Origin of the sequence: Drancourtella sp. An12 (assembly GCF_002160935.1) — a bacterium.
In the GTDB taxonomy this organism is placed as follows: domain Bacteria; phylum Bacillota; class Clostridia; order Lachnospirales; family Lachnospiraceae; genus Sellimonas; species Sellimonas catena.
Genome location: NZ_NFLO01000027.1, coordinates 13926 through 33244, shown reverse-complemented (window position 1 = coordinate 33244; position 19319 = coordinate 13926). Strand labels below are relative to the sequence as shown.

Sequence of the window (19319 nt, the reverse complement as noted above, 5' to 3'; positions counted from 1 at the left end):
GCGATGCATGTCTCTATTATAAGGCTCTGGAATGTGATTTCCTGTCCCGGAACAGTGATTTCCGCTTATCCGGAATAGTGATTTCCTAACGCCGGACTGGTGATGGAAAATGCCCCGGAATACTCAACCTTTTTATAGGAAAAAGAGAAAAACAGTTTTCGATAATGGCAATTGTTGCGATGATTTTATATTCCGTGTCAACGGTATCCAGAGCAATTTGGAGCTTTTTGATTTTGTATGCAATTTGTGTCATGATAATATGCAAAGGAAAATATCAACTTCCCAAAAAAGTAAAAAAATGGATAAGAAGGATACCAATTTTTATAGTAATTCTATTTTTAATTATTGTGTTTATAACCCAGCAGAGAAGTGCGGATTCCGAAGCGAATATTATTCTTAACATGTATGCATACTTGGCAGGTGGAATTTCATTGATGGATATATACTTACAGAGTCCAATATCAAATATGTGTACATATGGTTTTTTCTCAATGTATGGATTTGTTCAACCGATATTTTTTGTATTAAACTATTTACATATTCTTGATTATCCGCAAGCTATTTTAGATACAATACAGATAAAAGATGCTTTAGAAGTCTATATTCCTATAAGCGATCATATAACTATGAATGCTTATAGTACACTATTTTATAATTTTTACCTTGATTTTAGGATTGTGGGGATCTTTATTGGTAGTATGATATTCGGGCTAATTTGTATGAAGATGTACCGTAACTTTAAGCAAAGGCAAGACTTTAAGAGTCTGGCAATATATCTAATTTTAGTTCAGTTTATTATTTTTTCAATGGCAAGAATATATACATCATTGACGACACGTGCATTAACATTTATTTGGATTTTGTTTATGTTTAGAAATTCTCTTGATGGTGGATTAAATATTAGTGGAGAAAAAAGAGGCGAGTAAAATGAATTCATTAAAACAAAACTTTTTTTATAGCACATTATATCAAATGCTTTCTATCATATTGCCTTTAATAACATCACCTTACATATCTAGAGTTTTAGGGCCTGAAAAAGTTGGTATATATTCGTATACTTATTCTATAGCTAATTATTTTGTATTGATTGCCATGCTTGGATTTAAGAACTACGGCATACGATCCATTGCAAAAGTAAGAGATAATAAAGAAAAACTCAGCAAAGAATTCTGGAGCATTTTGGAGTTGCAATTAATTACATCAAGTATTATGTTTGCAATTTATGTGTTTTATTTAGTAGTTCTTCGACCTAAATACTTACTGATTGCAGTACTCCAGGGAATTTATGTATTTTCAGCAATGAGCGATATCAGTTGGTTTTTCTTTGGGTTAGAAAAATTTAAAATTACGACAATTAGAAATACGGTAATTAGATTGCTTGGAGTCGTTGCGATTTTTACTTTTGTAAAAGATGGAAATGATTTACCGATTTATGTTTTTATTCTATCATTTAACATATTATTATCCCAATTAGTACTATGGCCATTTTTGAAAAGGGAAGTACATTTTGTTAAAACCTCCTTTGAAGATATTATTGTACATTTAAAACCTTGTGCAATATTATTTTTACCTGTTGTAGCAGTAAGTTTATATAATATTATGGATAAGATTATGCTGGGAAGTATGAGTACTATGGAGGAATCGGGATTTTATGAAAATACAGAAAAAATTGTGAATATACCATTTGGTATCATAACGGCATTGGGGAGTGTTATGCTTCCACGGATGACCAATTTTGTAGCGCACAACCAATATAAAGAAAGTAAAAAGTACATTGAATTATCAATGAATTTTGTTATGTTTTTGAGTGGTGCCATGGCATTTGGAATTGCGGGCATAGCAAAAGTTTTTTCACCAGTATTTTTTGGAAGCGAATTTACAAAATGTGGCATTTTAATTCAAGCAATTACTCCGATTATTATATTCAAGGCATGGGCAAATGTAATACGTACGCAGCTTCTAATTCCTAATGAAAGAGATAGAGAGTATATCTTATCATTATTTGCAGGTGCAATTATTAATGTAATCATTAATGCTATATTGATTAGACCATTAGGAGCATTAGGAGCGGTTTTAGGAACTGTCGCAGCAGAAGGAACGGTTTGTATTTATCAGACGGTAGTTGTACGTAAAGATCTAAATTTTAAGAAATATTTTAGGGATACTGTTTTTTACTTAATATCGGGTGGCGTTATGTTTTTGGCGGTGAATTATTTAGGAGAGCGAATGGGAAATAGTATTTTAACACTTGTTTTGCAAATTTCGTTAGGGGCTGTTATATATCTTTCGCTGTGCATTGTTTATATTTTAGTGGATAAAAATAATTGTATCCACCGCTTTTTATTAAAAAGAAAAATTGAGGGAGGAAAAACCAAATGAAAATTGCAGTAGCCGGTACTGGATATGTTGGATTATCCAATGCCATTTTATTATCACAGAATCATGAAGTGTATGCAGTGGATATTATTCAAGAAAAAGTGGACATGATCAATCAGAAAAAATCCCCGATTGTGGACAAAGAAATTGAAGAGTATCTAAAGAATAAAGAACTTAATCTAACAGCGACAACAGATGCAGCATCGGCTTATACCGATGCTGATTTTATTATTATTTCTACGCCAACAAACTATGACCCTAAAAAAAATTATTTCGATACATCTTCGGTTGAGAGTGTAATTAAGCAGGTATTGGAACTCAATAAGAATGCGATCATGGTTATCAAGTCAACAGTTCCAGTTGGTTATACGGAAGAAGTTAAAGAAAAATATCAGACTCAAAATATCTTATTTTCACCAGAGTTTTTAAGAGAGGGAAGAGCGTTATATGATAATTTGTATCCATCACGAATTATAGTGGGAACTGATTTAGGGAATGAACAGTTAAATGAAGCAGCTCATACATTTGCCGCAATGCTAAAAGAAGGGGCCATCAAACAAGATATTTCCACATTGTTTATTAATCCAACTGAAGCGGAAGCAGTCAAACTTTTCGCGAACACATATTTGGCAATGCGTGTTTCTTTTTTCAATGAATTGGATACGTATGCGGAAATCAGAGGATTAAATACAAAGCAGATTATTGAAGGCGTAGGTCTAGATCCTCGAATCGGTAGCCATTATAATAATCCTTCATTTGGATATGGTGGATATTGTCTGCCAAAAGATACGAAACAGCTTTTAGCAAATTACGATCAGGTTCCAAACAATCTAATTCAGGCAATAGTAGATGCGAACCGTACAAGGAAAGATTTTATTGCAGAAAGAATACTTGAAAAAGCAGGATTTGGTCAAGGTGAAAAAAGCTGTGTAGGAATTTACCGTCTTACAATGAAAGCAAATTCAGATAACTTTAGACAAAGCTCAATTCAAGGGGTTATGAAGAGAATAAAAGCAAAAGGAGTAGAAGTTGTAGTTTATGAGCCTACTCTCAAAGATGATGAATTTTTCGGAAGTAAAGTATATCATGACCTTTCAGAGTTTAAACAGAAAGCAGATGTTATTGTAGCAAATCGGTATAATCAGGAATTAGAAGATGTCTTGGATAGAGTTTATACAAGGGATCTTTTTTTGTGCGATTAAAATTGAAAATAGGTCAATGAAAAGACAATCCCAATAGAGAGGAAGCTCCATTTAGCTTGACCTGAAAAATAGATCCCGTACATTTCACATACCCTGCAATACGTGAAATGTACGGGATCTTTTTTATATCATTGTAAAAGAGCCATTTCCAGGATACTTTTCGAGAAAATTTGAAACATAATTGTCTCCAAGATACTATAAGGATTTTTCAACAATCGTATACGGTAAACCACTAGTACCGGGGCAAAAGGATATTACTATCAATACCATATCATTTTTCTTTATACTCATCCACAAGTTCTTCTGCCAGATACTCATCACTCATACAGTGCAGGTCAGATACCCCTTCGCTGATTAAGCGGTAAATCTTTGAGTGGTAAAAAAAGCATAGGGCATCATCCAAAGAAAGTTGTTCTTTTTCAGCAAAACACTCGATAATTCGAGTGTATTTTTTTTGCAGTAAAATAGGATTCGCCGTCAAATTTGTTCACTCCCTTCAAAGTACAAATAAGATTCCAGAGCTTTCTGTGTCCGGAAACAAAGCTGCAAGTTAGGTTTTTCGAAACGTAATCTCCGTATCGCTTCTTCTTTATCAATCAGATGATCGAAGAAAAGCTCAATGGTATTGAAGACTTTATCATTTGCAACACCGCCAATAACAATATCATAATCAGTGGCATCCTTTCCGCTTCTGCAAGTAAGGATGAAATCGAGCCATTTTTCGGAGTACGAATCAAATTTCAGAATTTTTAGTTCTTGATATGCCTTTTCATCGAATTCATATCGAGAAACGATTCCGTTTTTTCCACGTCGTTTGAATTTCTCACACCATTTTACGGCCTGTTCGTAAATAGGAGTCAGATAAAAACCGCATCCAAAATCAACATTCTTTCTGGAATGCTCTAAATCCGGAGATTTAATTTCCAGATAGGAACCGTGATATAAAATCATACTTTAATACCCCTTTCTCGCATTAAGCTGATAATATCATCAACAATGTAGTCTTTGCTCTGTGTATGCAGTATTTCATATTTTGGTATGATGTAGCCGGACAGGATATTGCTTTCTTCGGTTAGCATTTTATATATTTCTTCAGCGTTTTTTTCAAGCCTGATTGCAATGTTTTCAATACAAAAAACAGCAAATTCCAGCTGGTTTGTATTCGTAATCTTCACCTCTTCTAACATGGCGTACCCTCCATGATTCATATTAAAAATGGGAACTATCATCGTCTGATCTCGATGTCTATTTTCCCTTCAAAAACTTCTCGACAAATTCATCCACTGATTCCACCTTGGCGGCACCCTTATTCCAGATTTTCAGGGTATCCAGATCCTTTTCGGATAGGATCTGTTCCCTAATCTCAGAAGAAACCGGTCCCAGATCTTCCAGCACATCTAAAATGGACTCCGATCTTCCAGCCGCCCGTCCTTCGGCTAATCCAGTAGCATGTCCCTCCGCAAGGCCCTCCGCAAGGCCCTCCGCAAGGCCTTCGGCCATTCCAAGCTCACGTGCTTTCTTTCGTTCAGCCTGTACGTCATATGCTTCAAAATTTTCAAACAACATCGTAAAATCCCTCCGCTCAATCTGATCCGTGAACTCGCCGATTTCGTCCTGCGGAACATTCAGGCGATGCAGAAACGCCGCAATAATTTTGGAAATCAGCTTTAAGAGTGATTCTGGAGAATTCCGGCTTATGTTGTCCAGATATTCTTCCGGAATTTCTTTCAGCTTATGAAATTCGGCAGAGCTGCGCAGTTTATCAATCAGCATGATCAAAGACAGTTCGTCCTGCTTGTCAATGAGCTCTTGATTTGAGAACTCGGAAAGAGGAACGACAATGTACTGAAAGCTTGGAATATGTATTCCAAGGAGATCGGAGAGAGCGGTCCGATCCTTAAAATCAAGAGAAGCCGTCCAGCGTTCTGTTCCATCATAAAATACAATGGGCAGTACAGGCGGATATCGGAACGCTTTGGTGGATGTGATGCCCTCATGGATCTTTTCCATTTCAGACGCATAATCCGTCAAAATGTAGACGATATAGCGCAGAATGCGAAAAGACATATCAAAATCTACTTTCGTTTGATGTTCAATCAGGGCAATCACATACAGTGTATCGATATCCGAATTGCCTTTCAGATGAATTTTTTTGACGGAATCAGAGTCACGCGCCTCCTGCAGGAGGGGAAGGAACTGTTCTGTGATATCTTCAATATCTTCCGGCTGTACATCTTTCAGCAATTCAATATCCGTGTAACCTCGTAGAAACTGGGCGCAGAGAACAGGATCTCTGAAAATCAGTTTTGCGCCACTGTCCTTGATCTTGGTGTTTTTTACTGCGTCACGTGAAGTCGTATTTTTAGTAGTCTCTGTTCTGTCTGTTTTTTGCATAAAAGCACTCCTTTCGAATGGAAGGAGACCTGAAAAACAGACAGGAATCTTAAGAATATTGTAGCAATGAGCCGTGGGAAATTCAACATTTTCCAGACAGTTCTTCAGAATCTCCTATGATAAATAAACAATGAAATCGGTTGGCCGAACGGCCGGATTATTTCATCTAGGCAGAAGAGAAAACTTCCACGAATAAATGTGAGGATAGTATAGGACATCTGAAAGAAAAATGCAAGAGAAGCCCGGCATTTTAAGAAATAATTCCTTGACAATTTTTTTCAAATACTTTTGACATACCCTGCAATGTGTTACACTTACAGAAGACAGATGTATGTTAGATACCGATATCAGGCAAGTGGAGAAACGAGGAGAATGTATATGAATTGGGAAAGGCTGTTCAGTGCCCGGATTTTAGAGAGAGGCTATGATTATTATTTGTGCAATGCAGTAAAAAATATGGAGGTAACAGAAGACAGTATTACCGCGGATGTGCTTGGTACAGAAAATTATCAGGTGGAGATCACTCTGGAAGAGGGGGAAATACTGGATATGTACTGTTCCTGTCCATATGCGGAAGATGGAAAGAACTGCAAACATATGGCGGCTGTTTTATACGAGTGGACGGAAGGTGACGATCAGGGAATATATCCGGACAGAGAAGAACTGACGACGAAAAAGTCCGGGGCAAAAGAGGAAATACGAAAATTGATTCAGGAGACAGAGCCGGAGATTGTGGAAGAATTTTTAGCGGATCTGTTGATGCAGGATGAACAGCTGATGCTGCGGTTTAAAAGGACTGCGGGGAAAAATCTGTCGGAAGAGGATATAGAACGGTATTTTCATCAGGTGGATGAGATTACCTGGCGGTATCAGGGAAGAGATGGATTCATTAATTACTATGAAGCCGACGGATTTATCTTGGAATTGCAACAGATTCTGATGAATGATGTCAGAACTATGATCAATCAGAAGAATTATAAGTGTGCATTTCGGCTGATGAATTATATATTTGAAACGATCGGTGAGGTGGATATGGATGATTCTGACGGCGGGACGGGAATGCTGGCAGATGAGATCTATAATGATTGGAGGGAACTTCTGGATTACGTCGATGAAAAAGAAAAACATGAAATGTTTGACTGGTTTTCCGCTCATTTAAATGGATCTGTTATTGACTATCTGGAAGAGTATATCTATCAAATTGTTTTGAATGAATTTCCGGAGAAAGAATACCAGCCTCTGAAGCTGAAATTCATAGAAAAGAAAATCAAAAATGCCGCTTCCAAAGAGAAGTCGTGGAGCAGAGATTATGAATTAGGACGGTGGGTGGTTCCTTATCTGGATTTGTTGAAAAAGCAAAAGGACGGAGAAGAAAAGAGAGAATCATTCTTCTGGCAGTACTGGGATAATTCTTCTGTGAGACGTTACTATATCGATCAGTGCATGAAGAAGAGAGACTATGAGAAGGCACTTGGGGCGCTGGATGATAGTATTTATTTCGATCAGAGCTATCGGGGACTGGTCATTGAGTATGAACAGATGAAAAAGAATATTTATCAAATTCAGGACAGAAAGCAGGAATATGAAGCGCAGCTCTGGAAGCTGGAGACAGAAGTTATTCCGGGAAGCCTGGAAACATTTAAAGAGTTAAAGAAGTTGTATTCCAAAGAGGAATGGATTTCAAGACGGGAAGAAATATTTCAAAAACTTCCTCCTCGATCTAATATAGAAAGACTGTATAAGGAAGAAAAACTCTACGACCGGCTTTTGAATTGCGTAGTGAACAGTCATGGGATGTTTGCGCTGCAGGAATATGGGGGAATTCTTCAGAAAGAGTATCCGGAGGAGATTCTGCAAAAGTATCGTACAGAAGTAGAGAAAATGGCAGTACGCACGAGTGACCGGAAAACATATCAATATCTTGTAAGTCTGCTTCGTACTATGAAAAAAATGAAAGGTGGATCTAAGCTGGTGGAGGAGATTGTCCGGGATTGGAGACAGCGTTACAGAAACAGACGGGCAATGCTGGATGAACTGAACCGGCTTTAGATATATGTGATTGGCAGGAGGAAAAGCGAAAATGAAAGTGAAATTGGATGAAGTGATAGAGGCTCTTGAGTTTTCCGGTATGGATAACGAATATGACTATAGTACAGCAACAGAAGAAATTTTACTGATCTATGATGGCATGGTGAATGGAGAGTATTGTTAATGCTCTCCTCGGCTGTCATGATCTCGCTCTGTCATGCAAGCAGAGCAGCATAATGCTAAACTATGAAGTCAAAAACAACTGAGCGCAGAGGACAGGATCTCTGAAAATCAGTTTTGCCCGCTGTCCTTGATCCTGGTGTTTTTAACTGCGTCACGTGAAGTCGTATTTTTAGTAGTCTCTGTTCTGTCTGTTTTTTATTAATAGCACTCCTTTCGAATGGAAGGAGACCTGAAAAACAGACAGGAATCTTAAGAATATTGTAGCAATGGGCCGGGAGAAATTCAACATTCTCCAGACAGTTCTTCACTTTATTGAAGTTTCTATGTTGTTTATAAGAAATGCTTTTGACATATCGTGTAAAGTGCTACACCTACAGAAAACAGAGGTGCAACAAAATGAGACAAGCTGAAAAGGGGATGGATTAATCTGGATTTTGGAAAAAGAATATAAGTAGAAGAATTAGGCCTATTGTGGGATGCACTGCCTCGATAGACCTGTTTTTTATTGGTATGAAACTGATTTTGAATGAGAATACTATGTTTAAGACAACAAAAAAGTTTGAATTTAATTCATAATAGGTCCTTGATAAACCAAAATGGCAAAAATATAAACTTGACAAATAACAGGAACGGGAGTATTATCAGTTTAAAAGAATAACAAAATGGCTTATGGAAAAGCTAAACTGATGAGAAAATGAACGGAGATGGAACATGAACCTATATTTCGAATTGTTGAAAAAACCAGTCTTTAATATGGAGGATGTAAATGAATTTTACAATAATATGGATAGTGCACGTTCTGCGATTAAACGATTGATGAAAGATGGTATGGTGGCCAAGATTCGTAATAATATGTACACCTGCATTAGCGGAGAGACCGGTGCGCCGGTTGCAAATCGTTTTCAGATAGCTAGCCATATCACACCGACATCCTATGTGTCCCACCATACAGCTATGGAGTATTATGGAATTACAGATCAGGTCTATTATGATGTATATGTATCTTCCGAGACTAGCTTCCGTGATTTTACATTTGATGGTTATACGTACTGTTTTGTAGCGTCAAAAAATTCAGAAGGAATCGAGAAGTCTCCTTATAGCGGAGGCGTTGCAGTAACTAATTTGGAGCGTACCATTGTTGACAGCATCAAAGATATGGATAAGATTTCTGGTATTGAAGAAGTGGTGCAGAATATAGAGAGTGTACACAGAATGCAGGAAAAAAGATTGCTCAAGTATATGGAGCTTTACCAAAATCAATTTTTGTATCAGAAGATGGGATATTTATTATGGCAGCACAAGGAACAAATGGGACTGTCTGATCTGTTCTTTGAAAAATGCAAGAAACAAATTGGAAAAAGTAAGCGTTATCTTACACGCGACCAGGAGGGAGGTTGTTATGATGATACATGGAAATTGGTTGTTCCGTATGATTTACAAAATATGAAGAATGGGGGGGGTGATGGATGCCGATATATAATAAAGTAGAAATTGGACGTGTTGCACAACAGCAGGGATTCGTGAGAGATACCTTTGAAAAAGTTTTACGCCTGAAGGAAATTTTGCGGTATCTGAATGAAGAAGAATATCTAAAAGAACATTTGCTTTTAAAAGGCGGAACAGCCATCAATTTGACAGTGTTCAATCTTCCACGTTTGTCTGTGGATATTGATTTGGATTACACACCAAACGATACGAAAGTGGACATGTTAGAGGCCAGGGAGAAGATTACTACTCTTATTAAGGACTATATGGAGGCAGAAGGGTATCAGCTTTCCCAAGGTTCCCGCCTTACGCACAGTTTGGATGCTTTCTATTACCAATATCAAAATGCCGGTGGCAACAGAGATATGATAAAGATAGAGTTGAATTACTCTTTACGTGCTCATATTTTGGAACCAGTACATAGAAAAATTCTTCCGGAAGTGTTTGATGATGACTTGATGATTCGCATGGTAGCTCCTATGGAGATTTTTGCAGCGAAAGGAAATGCTCTGATTAGTAGAGCCGCAGCAAGAGACTTGTACGATTGGGGAAATCTGATAGCTGAAAATTTGTTTGTTGATGAAAGAGACATATTCCGTAAGTGCTTTGCATTCTATGCAACAATTTCAGCAGAGACAGTGAATCGTGATTTTGATACATCAGCCATTGATTCCTTGAAGTTTGGTAAGATACGAAGAGATTTGTTTCCGGTACTGAGCAGGAAAGATAATTTTATGCTTGATGAAAGAAAGCAGAAGGCAAAAGATTATATTACAGATCTGATGCAGCTGACAGATCAAGAGCAGGAATACATGGACCGATTTATTGCCAAAGAGTATGTTCCGGAATTGTTATTTGATGATGAAGAAATCGTGGAAAGAATTAAGGAACATCCGATGGCACTTTGGAAATGCCAACAATAACATATTGGCATATCGAAAATAGACAGCAAAAGTCAACTGTACCAGTGTAAACATACAGCCTCCAACAATCAAGAGCAGTGCTCTTTCCGACTATTGGAGGCTGTACATTATCTCTTCATCTAATTTTTCCGTATGCTCAATTAGTTCAGAGTGACTGTGCGGTCTTTTGTTTCTGCTGTAACCGGAACTACTGCATTGACAGAAGTATTATCGATCTCAACTGAATATGTTTTGTGGATCATGCAGTTAACCGGATCTTCTGTAGCGATTACCAATGCAAGTTTGTGTCCAGGCTGTACGGTATATCTTGTTGCGAAGAGATATACATGGTAGTCGTGATATTCGCCTTTTTTCAGTTCAATGCTGTTGGCAGCGGTTTCCGGTTCATAACCTGCTTCCGGATTGCAAAGGTCTGCAAAAGCACGTGTGATGACTTTGTATTTTTTATGTACTGTAGAGAATTCCGCTTCATTAAATGCAGGAAGATCGCCGCCGTTGATGATTCCGCCTTCTTTTACAGTTTCTACCGGGATGATATTTCTTTCCGGATCTACGGTCTGGATGCTGTCGAATTCTTCGTCGCAGACGTCGCAGAGAAGAACTGTGATTTCCACATCATCCATTCTGCCGGAAACTTTGGAAGAGCCAAGTTTCATCGTCAGGCTGTCAACGTCATTTCTGTTCTCAGGATTGAAATCGTTTTCGATATCTCCGTCTTTTAATGCTGCTTTTAAGTTCAGGCAGATCGTTCCCTGAATAGTAACAGCTTCTTCAAATGGAGCAGTTACATAGCGCTGTGCCATATTTGTGGATTTCTGGCTCATCACTTCGTCAAAGTTTTCAGCGCTGATTCCTGCAGCTTCCCAGTCTGTGTCGATTACGGTTGTGCCGGATTCTTCGCTTTCCAGTTTCATGCTGTAATCGGTATCCCAGGAATCGGAAGTTTCCCATTTTTTCTGATCGTAGTTTGTCTGTACGAGAACTTCAGGCATTTCTTCCGCTTTGTTTTCTACACCGTACAGATAATGAGAAATCCATTCGTTTACAATATCATCATAGAATTTTCCGTCAATCAGGATTCCATAGTTTTTATTTGGCATGGTAGGTGTGATATGAGGCCCCTGATGAAGAATCGTTTTGAACGGCTGCCCGGATTTCTGGTAAGCTTTTACCATCATGTCAAACTGTTTTGTGGATACGTTTTCATCGTTTAATCCCTGAACAATCAGAGCGCTGCATTTGATCCTGTCTGCGTGCAGGCGGTAGTTCCCACTGCCCCAGAATTCTTCATCATAATCGCAGCCGCATTTCAGCTGCTGCAGGCTCAGTTCATGATGGAATGCCGCGATATCGTCCAGCTGCTTTTCGGACAATGTTTCATCATGGTAGCGGCTGGAGCAGTAGTAGGCAAGATAGCTGTTTAGCATCTCTTTTGGCCAGTAACGCTGTGCGCCCTGCATGTTCTGCTGGCTGTACCAGTCAGAAATTCCGGCAACAGGAACGATGGTTTTCAGTCCTTCTACGCCTGTCGTTGCAACTGCAAACGGCATGGTTCCGGCGTAGGATCTTCCTGTCATGGCAACGTTTCCGTTTGACCAGTCGGCTTTTGTAGTGATGGTGCCGGTACGGTCTGCATAGGCAACACGGTCGCCGTGCAGCCATTCTACAACGAATTTAAAGGCATCTCTTTCATAGTCGGATCCGACATAGTTAAAACCATCGGAACCGAGTGCTCCAAATCCGGCACTGAGAACCACCGCAAAACCACGTACGAGATAATAATTGAAGTTGTCCAGGTTTTCGTAAACCATACTGTCCGTGCTTCCCTTGTCCTTATAATACCAGTCGGAAGGATCAGATTTCAATGCAAGATCCATGGCGCTGATCTCGCCTGTAGGAACACGAGGAGCAACTTCCTTTTTCAGATCGTTGAAATCGAATTTGCGGTATTCTTTTTCTGCCACTTCTTTCATATGATCATAAGCGTCTTCCTGAACACCGGCACAGTACGGGCGTGCTTCAAATAAAGAAGCGGCTTTGTAATTGCCTTCTACTGCGCTGCGCGGAACCTGCACAAGTGTTTTAATAAGGTCCCGGTTTCCGTCTCCATCCATATCATAGTCAGATTCTACATAGACGCAGTATCTGACGATATCAGATGTTGCAGGATCATAATTTTCCCCGGTTTTTCCATCCGTAAACGGGAAAACAGGCTGTGCCAGTCCGTTTTCAAATACCGGCACTTTACTGTAAGAATTACTTTTCATGATTGTCCTCCTCTTTTGCAGCAACATACCAAACTATGTTGTTATTTTTTCTCTACTAAATAGTATAATTTTTCTGTGAAACTTAGTCAATATTATGTTATGTGATAAGTGTGAAAGAAAGGGCAACATCTCCTTCACAAACATTTAAGGAAATCTTATTTGTTTTGTCCTTGATTCCTTCCGATGATCGGTATATCATAAGTAAATATCACAGGTGCCGGACATCCTGCGGGAGTCGGTGCCGGAGAAAGAGGGGATAAAAGTGTGGGAACTGTTTCAGAGGTTGTTTGAAAAAGCGGTATGGTTTTTAAAGCTGTACGTGATCGAGTACCGCTATCTGGTTGCATTTCTGGCATGCTTTGTATTTTTATATATTTTATTTATGCACTGGCTGAATATCCGGTTTTTCCGGATCCTGCGGGAGCCGGTAGCCATCATCTGTCTGGTGGTGGAGATCGTTGCGATTGCGTATTTTACGATTTTCTTCCGGGAACAGGGAGAGTCGCATACATATGAGCTGGAGCTGTTCTGGTCGTATAAGAAGTGGATTCTCGAAGGAAGTGTGGCCTTCGGCCTGGAGATTTTAAATAATATCGTGCTGTTTTTCCCGTTTGGATTCATTTTGACGGATGCGCTGCGGAGATGTCCGTTCTGGGCGGTTCTGCTGTCCTCCCTGGCGGTGAGCGGCTGTATTGAGATGAGCCAGCTTGTTTTCAGGCTTGGACTCTTTGAGTTTGACGATATTTTCAACAACGTGCTGGGAGCCGTGGCAGGATGGTGTGTATTTCACATCCTGCGGAGCTTCAAGAGGAGAAGAAGGCCGGAAAGCTCTTCGGTTTACTCCGGATAACGACAGCTTTGCTGTCTGATGCCTAGTGATCCCAGCGGAATAGAATGTTCTGATAGCGGGAGAGTGCGCGGTAGAGGATCATGCCAAGGACGCCGCAGCTGACGATTTCTCCTGCCGCGATGGAGATCATTAAAACCGGGATCGGCAGATGGACGCCATATCCATAATATAGAATCAGCGGCACGATCACGGTATTGGACAGGACCGGCGCAATTGGAAGGAGCAGAGGATTACAGTTACGCATCCGGTAGACGAGGACTGCTCCGATCAGCGTGGCGAGGCTTCCGAAAATAATATCCGGCAGGATCGCGCCTGAGAGAATATTTCCGATCAGGCATCCGATAAAAAGGCCCGGCACCGCAGCCGGTGTGAAGGCCGGCAGGATAGTAAGTGCTTCCGAGATGCGGATCTGGACTTCGCCGAACCCGAAAGGGGCAAAGAGCCAGGTCAGTATGACATAAATCGCGGCGATCATGGCCGCGTGGGCAATCAGTCGTGTTTTCTTGTGTCTCATAAGATTCCTCCAGTATTGTGTTGCAGTATCAAATCTGTAGTATAGCATGACCGGTCTGAAAAGACAAGAAAAACCAGGTACACTATCGCAGGAGAGCAGTCCGCTCCCGGTCTGCGGCAGGTGCCTGGTTTTCTAAAAAGCTTCAAATGGACTTAGAACTGGAATGCGTCTTTGATGCCCGGCCAGTTCTGGTCTCTTTCATTAATATTCAGCGGTGTACCGTCGGAGAGAGTATATCCCGCGCAGGCTCCGCTTCCCGGATAAGTTCCGGTCACTTCCGGCCATTCAATGCCGATTTCCGGATCGTTCCATGCCAGTCCGCCGTCATCGCCCGGATGATAGAAGTCTGTGCATTTGTAGCAGAATTCGGCGCTGTCGGACAGGACGAGGTAGCCGTGTGCAAAGCCTTCCGGTACATAAAACTGTTTCTTGTTTTCTTCGGTCAGTTCGACTCCGTACCATTTTCCGTATGTTTGGGAGTCTTTTCTTAAATCCACAGCCACATCAAAGACGGAGCCTTTGATGACGCGGACAAGTTTTCCCTGAGGGAACTGTTTCTGGAAGTGCAGGCCGCGCAGAACTCCTTTTGTGGAGCTGGACTGGTTGTCCTGTACAAAATTCAGATGCAGGCCGGCTTCTTCCATATCATTCTGATTATAGGTTTCCATAAAATATCCGCGGTTATCGCCATGTACGGCCGGTGTGATGACACAGAGACCTTCGATTCCGCCGACATTTTTTTCTACTGTGATCTGTCCCATTTCAATCGATCTCCTTTCGCAACGTTTCTGTTATTAAAATTCCAGTTCGGTCAGATAGCGGTGAAGAGCATCTTTCCAGTCCGGCAGCGGTGTAAATCCGTTCTGAACCAGCTTGGATTTATCCAGGCGGCTGTTAAACGGTCTGCTTGCTTTGGATACGCCGTATTCCTCCGTGGTAACAGGAAGTACGGTGAGATGCTCTGCATCGTATTCCGGATGACCAAGTTCAGCTGCCTGGCGGAAGATTTCCACAGCAAAATCATACCAGCTGATATATCCGCCCTCGTTGGTTGCATGATAATAGCCATATTTGTCTGTTTCGATCATGTCTGCCAGAAGTTTCGCAAGATCGTAAGTGTAGGTCGGTGTTCCGATCTGATCGTTGACTACTGTAAGTTTGTCGTGTGTTTTGCCGACATTGAGCATTGTCTTGATAAAGTTCTTTCCGTTTTGTCCGAATACCCAGGCGATGCGGACAATGAAATATTTTTCCAGCTGTCCGGATACTGCAAGTTCTCCTTCGAGCTTGGTCTTTCCGTAGATATTAAGCGGAGCATAATCTTTACAGTCCGCCTCCCACGGGGTTGTCCCCTGTCCGTCAAAGACATAGTCCGTGGACAGATAAACCATCTTACAGCCTTCCGGTCTGGAGGCATCGAGTTTCTTTACCGCTTTGACAATATTTTCCGTTCCGACGGTATTGACCTGACGCACTTTTTCTTCCATATCTTCCGCAAGGTCCACGGCAGTCCATGCCGCGCAGTGCACGACCACATCCGGAGATTCCTGAAGAAGGACGCGTTCTACCGCCGCTTCATCGGTGATATCCAAAGAGACATACGGTGCTTTTGTGACAGCGGTACCGTCCTGAGCTCCGCTGTACTCCGGGGCAAGGTCAGAACCGGTGCAGGTGTAATTTCCTGCCTGGTTACTGGTACGTTCTGTCAGTTCGTTGATGACATCATGGCCGAGCTGGCCGGCCACACCGGTTACAAATACTTTCATGATGACTGACTCCTTCCTGATGTTTCTGACGGCAGCCTAACGGTTTCCGTACATTTCCTCATAGTAGTTCTGGTATTCACCGGAAACAATCGTTTCCCACCAGTCCTGGTTGTCCAGATACCACTGGATTGTCTTCTGGATTCCATCCTCGAATTTTGTTTCCGGAAGCCAGCCAAGTTCTTCGTGAATCTTTGTCGGATCGATCGCGTAGCGCATATCATGGCCCTTGCGGTCTGTCACATGTGTGATCAGGCTTTCCGGTTTGCCAAGTGCTTTACAGATGATTTTTACAATATCGATGTTTTTCATTTCATTGTGTCCGCCGACATTGTAAACTTCTCCGACACGTCCTTTGTGGATGATGAGATCAATGGCTTTGCAGTGATCCTCCACATAGAGCCAGTCGCGGACATTGATTCCTTCTCCGTAAACCGGAAGCGGCTTGTCATGCAGCGCGTTGATAATCATCAGCGGGATAAGCTTCTCCGGGAAATGGTACGGCCCGTAGTTGTTGGAGCAGCGGCTGATCGTCACCGGAAGTCCGTAAGTGCGGTAGTATGCAAGCACGAGAAGGTCTGCAGCTGCCTTGGAGGAGCTGTACGGGCTGCTTGTGTGAATCGGAGTTTCTTCCGTGAAGAACAGGTCCGGTCTGTCGAGCGGAAGGTCGCCGTAAACTTCGTCTGTGGATACCTGATGATATCTCTGGATACCGTATTTGCGGCAGGCGTCCATCAGGACGGAAGTACCGATGATATTTGTCTCAAGGAAAACCTGCGGATTTTCGATGGAACGGTCTACATGGCTTTCTGCAGCGAAGTTGACCACGATATCCGGATGCTCTTCCTCAAAGAGACGGTATACTGCTTCACGGTCTGTGATGCTTTCCTTCACAAAACGGAAATTCGGATTGTCCATGACCGGGGCAAGAGTAGAAAGATTGCCGGCATAGGTCAGGCAGTCCAGGCAGATGATCCGGTAGTGCGGGTATTTGTTTAACATGTGAAAAATAAAGTTGGAACCGATGAAACCGGCTCCTCCGGTTACGATAATATTCATTTTCTTTTCCTCCTGAAATCCATTCTAACGCAGTGCGTCAAGATATTTTCCATCCAGTACGTCTTTTAAATACTGGCCGTACTGATTTTTCTTTAATACTTCGTAGACTTTCAGCACATCCTCTTTGGAAATCCAGTTGTTCAGATATGCAATCTCCTCGAGGCAGGCAATTTTACGGTGCTGGTGTGTTTCCATGGTTTTCACAAAGTTGGTAGCATCTACGAGACTTTCGTGGGTTCCGGTATCCAGCCAGGTGAATCCCTGTCCCAGAAGCTCTACATTCAGAGCACTTTTTTCCAGATAGATCCGGTTCAGATCTGTGATTTCCAGCTCTCCTCTGGCACTCGGCTTTAAGTTCTTCGCGTATTCGACAACATGATTGTCGTAGAAGTAAAGTCCTGTCACGCAGTAGTTGCTCTTCGGATGTTCCGGCTTTTCTTCAATAGAAACAGCCTTGCCCTCGGAGTCGAATTCAACGATACCGAAGCGCTCCGGATTATCTACATAGTAACCGAAAACAGTAGCGCCGTTTCCGGATTCTGCATTTTCTACGGCAGCTTTCAGACGTTTCTTCAGTCCGTGTCCTGCGAAAATATTGTCTCCGAGCACCATGGCAACGGAATCGTCACCGATGAAATCCGCTCCGATGATAAATGCCTGGGCAAGTCCGTCCGGGCTTGGCTGTACTGCGTAGGACAGCTGGATTCCGAACTGGCTTCCGTCCTTTAAAAGCTCCTCAAACCGCGGTGTGTCCTGCGGTGTGGAGATGATCAGGATATCCCGGATTCCTGCATTCATCAGAACAGACAACGGATAGTAGATCATCGGCTTGTCGTAAATCGGAAGCAGCTGTTTGGATGTGACCATGGTCAGTGGGTAGAGGCGGGTTCCGGAGCCGCCTGCAAGAATGATTCCTTTCATATGAACCTCCTTTGATCGTTACATGATTTTATCTTTTTTCAGTCTTATTCTTTCCTGTTGTTCCTATCATAACAGGTGCCCCTGGGGCACCTGCAAGCCTTTTTTGAAAAAAACTGAAATTTATTTGACACACAGGAAACAGCCGGCATCTTTCGTGACATGAAAAGAAGGGTCTGTCTGCTTTTTGACAAAGGCTGAAAATTCCTTATAACGTTCCAGAATGTACTGGTTCTGGTTGCCGTGGCAGGACAGAATATAGGAGATCAGAGGCTCCGGGTCCGGCACGGTCAGAAAGTCCTCGTATTGTTTCCATGTGATCCGGGAAAAATAAGGGGAAAGAATGTCTCTTCCATTTTCTTTTCCGAACCGGTCGTACAGTTTGGTGGAAGAAAGGACGATCCGGTCGTCAAAGGAGGAAACAAGCTGAGAGATTTCCTTCATATGTTCCTGACCATAGGTACTGCACAAAAAGGTGCCGCCGGGTTTCAGCACCCTTGCGACTTCCGCGCATGCGGCGGAGATGTCATCGCAGTAAAAAAGAACATGGTTTGCGATGACCAGATCAAAACTTTCGTCCCCATAGGGAATTGTCTCACAGTCAAAGGTCCGGAAAGAAAAGCGGGAGGAGTCAGCTCCCAGTGTCCGCCTTGCGTCACGAAGCATCCCGTTTGAGATATCGGATAAGACGACAGCCAGATTATCCGGAAGGGTGTCCAGATTTTCTTTCCAGAATGTGCCGTCCCCGCATCCGACTTCCAGTACCCGGATACCGGCAGAAAACGGTGCCGTCTCACGGATCCAGGAGAACCAGCTCTGTCGGTTGTGCGCGTAACGTGTATGGAGGTGAATCCGGGCGGAAATATTGGAGGCATTCTGGTACTGATTTTTCATGCTGGTTTCCATACCGAGATCATGGATCAGACTCAGCATGTTGCTCCAGTTGACCGTTTTATGGTCTGAGATCAGCTGGGTTGTTTCCTGAATGGTGCGGGCTACGATCTGCAGCTGTTCGATGCGGTCCTCCACAAGCTTTTTCTGCAGATTCAAAGAATCCATCATAAAGTGTGTATCGGAAGCGTTGATCGTCATTTCCATAATATCAGACAGAGAAAATCCCAGAGCCTTTAAAAGCAGAATCTGCTGCAGGCGTGCCAGATCGTCGTCCGTATAGAATCTGGTTCTGGTAGCAGGATCGACATAGGATGGTTTCAATATATTATGTTCATCGTAATACCGGATGGTCTTTTTCGTAATGTGTGCAAGCTTCATCAGCTCACCGGTCGAGTAATAACCTTCTTTTTTCATGAGACGGGCTCCTTTCGTACCTTCATTATAAGGAAAAATGCAGGGCAGA

19 protein-coding genes are annotated in these 19319 nt (G+C 41.9%); 8 read left to right on the top strand and 11 right to left on the bottom strand.

Going from position 1 to position 19319, the window contains the following annotated elements; genetic code table 11:
* The first annotated feature begins 119 nt into the window (after positions 1–119).
* From B5E64_RS16520 to B5E64_RS16510, 3 genes are read left to right on the top strand one after another with little or no spacing between them, the layout of a single operon-like run.
* The gene (locus tag B5E64_RS16520; RefSeq protein ID WP_087169561.1) at positions 120–926 is read left to right on the top strand and encodes an O-antigen polymerase; all 807 of its coding nucleotides are present in this window, start codon (positions 120–122) and stop codon (positions 924–926) included.
* A 1-nt stretch (position 927) separates the two neighbouring features.
* Complete coding sequence (locus B5E64_RS16515) at positions 928–2379, top strand: oligosaccharide flippase family protein (protein ID WP_087169560.1); 1452 nt, start codon at positions 928–930, stop codon at positions 2377–2379.
* The gene (locus B5E64_RS16510; protein WP_087169559.1) at positions 2376–3578 is read left to right on the top strand and encodes a nucleotide sugar dehydrogenase; all 1203 of its coding nucleotides are present in this window, start codon (positions 2376–2378) and stop codon (positions 3576–3578) included. The genes B5E64_RS16515 and B5E64_RS16510 overlap by 4 nt, the downstream gene beginning before the upstream one ends.
* A 271-nt stretch (positions 3579–3849) precedes the next feature.
* Here the strand turns inward: B5E64_RS16510 and B5E64_RS16505 are convergent, their stop codons facing one another.
* Genes B5E64_RS16505 through B5E64_RS16490 form a run of 4 tightly spaced genes read right to left on the bottom strand, consistent with a single transcriptional unit; the run spans position 3850 to position 5972 of the window.
* A complete protein-coding gene (locus tag B5E64_RS16505) occupies positions 3850–4059 on the bottom strand; it encodes a DUF3791 domain-containing protein (RefSeq protein WP_087169558.1) in 210 nt (69 codons plus the stop codon).
* Positions 4056–4529, bottom strand: a complete 474-nt coding sequence (locus B5E64_RS16500; protein ID WP_087169557.1) for a DUF3990 domain-containing protein — start codon at positions 4527–4529, stop codon at positions 4056–4058. Before B5E64_RS16500 ends, B5E64_RS16505 begins: the two co-directional genes overlap by 4 nt.
* Positions 4526–4765: a DUF3791 domain-containing protein gene (locus B5E64_RS16495; RefSeq protein ID WP_087169556.1), complete on the bottom strand. Its 240-nt coding sequence runs from the start codon at positions 4763–4765 to the stop codon at positions 4526–4528. The genes B5E64_RS16500 and B5E64_RS16495 overlap by 4 nt, the downstream gene beginning before the upstream one ends.
* 58 nt (positions 4766–4823) lie before the next feature.
* On the bottom strand, positions 4824–5972 hold the full coding sequence (locus tag B5E64_RS16490) for an Rpn family recombination-promoting nuclease/putative transposase (RefSeq protein WP_087169555.1): 1149 nt from the start codon (positions 5970–5972) through the stop codon (positions 4824–4826).
* Between the two features lie 378 nt (positions 5973–6350).
* On the opposite strand from B5E64_RS16490, the gene B5E64_RS16485 reads away from it, so the two are divergent.
* The 4 genes from B5E64_RS16485 to B5E64_RS16475 all read left to right on the top strand — a co-directional run bounded on the left by B5E64_RS16485 (position 6351) and on the right by B5E64_RS16475 (position 10591).
* On the top strand, positions 6351–8021 hold the full coding sequence (locus tag B5E64_RS16485) for an SWIM zinc finger family protein (RefSeq protein ID WP_162610220.1): 1671 nt from the start codon (positions 6351–6353) through the stop codon (positions 8019–8021).
* Positions 8022–8052: 31 nt separating this feature from the next.
* Positions 8053–8184, top strand: a complete 132-nt coding sequence (locus B5E64_RS18690) for a hypothetical protein (protein WP_275532838.1) — start codon at positions 8053–8055, stop codon at positions 8182–8184.
* 752 nt (positions 8185–8936) lie between these two features.
* Entirely contained in the window at positions 8937–9671 is a 735-nt protein-coding gene (locus B5E64_RS16480; protein WP_242960279.1) for a type IV toxin-antitoxin system AbiEi family antitoxin, read from the top strand.
* The gene (locus B5E64_RS16475; RefSeq protein ID WP_087169552.1) at positions 9650–10591 is read left to right on the top strand and encodes a nucleotidyl transferase AbiEii/AbiGii toxin family protein; all 942 of its coding nucleotides are present in this window, start codon (positions 9650–9652) and stop codon (positions 10589–10591) included. Before B5E64_RS16480 ends, B5E64_RS16475 begins: the two co-directional genes overlap by 22 nt.
* Before the next feature lie 140 nt (positions 10592–10731).
* On the opposite strand, the gene B5E64_RS16470 is transcribed toward B5E64_RS16475, so the two are convergent.
* Positions 10732–12858 carry a CocE/NonD family hydrolase gene (locus B5E64_RS16470; RefSeq protein WP_087169551.1) on the bottom strand — a complete coding sequence of 709 codons (2127 nt, stop codon included), beginning with the start codon at positions 12856–12858 and terminating at the stop codon, positions 10732–10734.
* A 262-nt stretch (positions 12859–13120) separates the two neighbouring features.
* Here B5E64_RS16470 and B5E64_RS16465 point away from each other — a divergent pair, with 262 nt between their 5' ends.
* Positions 13121–13708: a VanZ family protein gene (locus B5E64_RS16465; RefSeq protein WP_140398889.1), complete on the top strand. Its 588-nt coding sequence runs from the start codon at positions 13121–13123 to the stop codon at positions 13706–13708.
* Between the two features lie 22 nt (positions 13709–13730).
* On the opposite strand, the gene B5E64_RS16460 is transcribed toward B5E64_RS16465, so the two are convergent.
* The 6 genes from B5E64_RS16460 to B5E64_RS16435 form a co-directional block, all read right to left on the bottom strand.
* Positions 13731–14222: a QueT transporter family protein gene (locus B5E64_RS16460; protein ID WP_087169549.1), complete on the bottom strand. Its 492-nt coding sequence runs from the start codon at positions 14220–14222 to the stop codon at positions 13731–13733.
* A 152-nt stretch (positions 14223–14374) separates the two neighbouring features.
* A complete protein-coding gene (gene rfbC, locus B5E64_RS16455) occupies positions 14375–14983 on the bottom strand; it encodes a dTDP-4-dehydrorhamnose 3,5-epimerase (RefSeq protein WP_087169548.1) in 609 nt (202 codons plus the stop codon).
* 33 nt (positions 14984–15016) lie between these two features.
* Positions 15017–15988 (bottom strand): dTDP-4-dehydrorhamnose reductase, encoded by a 972-nt coding sequence (gene rfbD, locus B5E64_RS16450; RefSeq protein WP_087169547.1) that lies wholly within the window; start codon positions 15986–15988, stop codon positions 15017–15019.
* A gap of 36 nt (positions 15989–16024) precedes the next feature.
* A complete protein-coding gene (gene rfbB / locus B5E64_RS16445) occupies positions 16025–17044 on the bottom strand; it encodes a dTDP-glucose 4,6-dehydratase (RefSeq protein ID WP_087169546.1) in 1020 nt (339 codons plus the stop codon).
* A gap of 24 nt (positions 17045–17068) precedes the next feature.
* Positions 17069–17965, bottom strand: a complete 897-nt coding sequence (gene rfbA / locus B5E64_RS16440) for a glucose-1-phosphate thymidylyltransferase RfbA (RefSeq protein WP_087169545.1) — start codon at positions 17963–17965, stop codon at positions 17069–17071.
* 120 nt (positions 17966–18085) lie between these two features.
* Positions 18086–19270 (bottom strand): methyltransferase domain-containing protein, encoded by a 1185-nt coding sequence (locus B5E64_RS16435; protein ID WP_087169544.1) that lies wholly within the window; start codon positions 19268–19270, stop codon positions 18086–18088.
* Positions 19271–19319 lie beyond the last annotated feature (49 nt).